This is a genomic window from Flagellimonas flava (genome assembly GCF_050617915.1).
Classification (GTDB): Bacteria; Bacteroidota; Bacteroidia; order Flavobacteriales; family Flavobacteriaceae; genus Flagellimonas; species Flagellimonas flava_A.
Window position 1 is genome coordinate 1 of record NZ_JBODQE010000233.1, and the last position, 231, is coordinate 231.

Here is a 231-nt window from a genome sequence, read left to right on the forward strand (position 1 = left end):
TGAGCCCGGCACCATGGTTGAAATATCAAAAAACACCCTTGACCAATTGTTTCATGATATGCCTTCACTTGAGCGTTTTATTCGATTGAAGTTTGAAAAAGCTTATGTGGCTTTTCAACAACGTACCATGGATACCATGAGGAAAACGGCCGAGCAGCGATATCAGAAATTCCGTTCTAAACACCGTGCCATAGAACAACGTGTCCCTCAATACATGGTTGCCTCTTATCT

Annotated in this window: 1 pseudogene; it reads left to right on the forward strand. The window is 42.4% G+C overall.

What is annotated here, in order from left to right:
• Positions 1 to 231 (forward strand): annotated as a pseudogene (locus ACRHOZ_RS21660) (Crp/Fnr family transcriptional regulator); the annotation flags it as partial.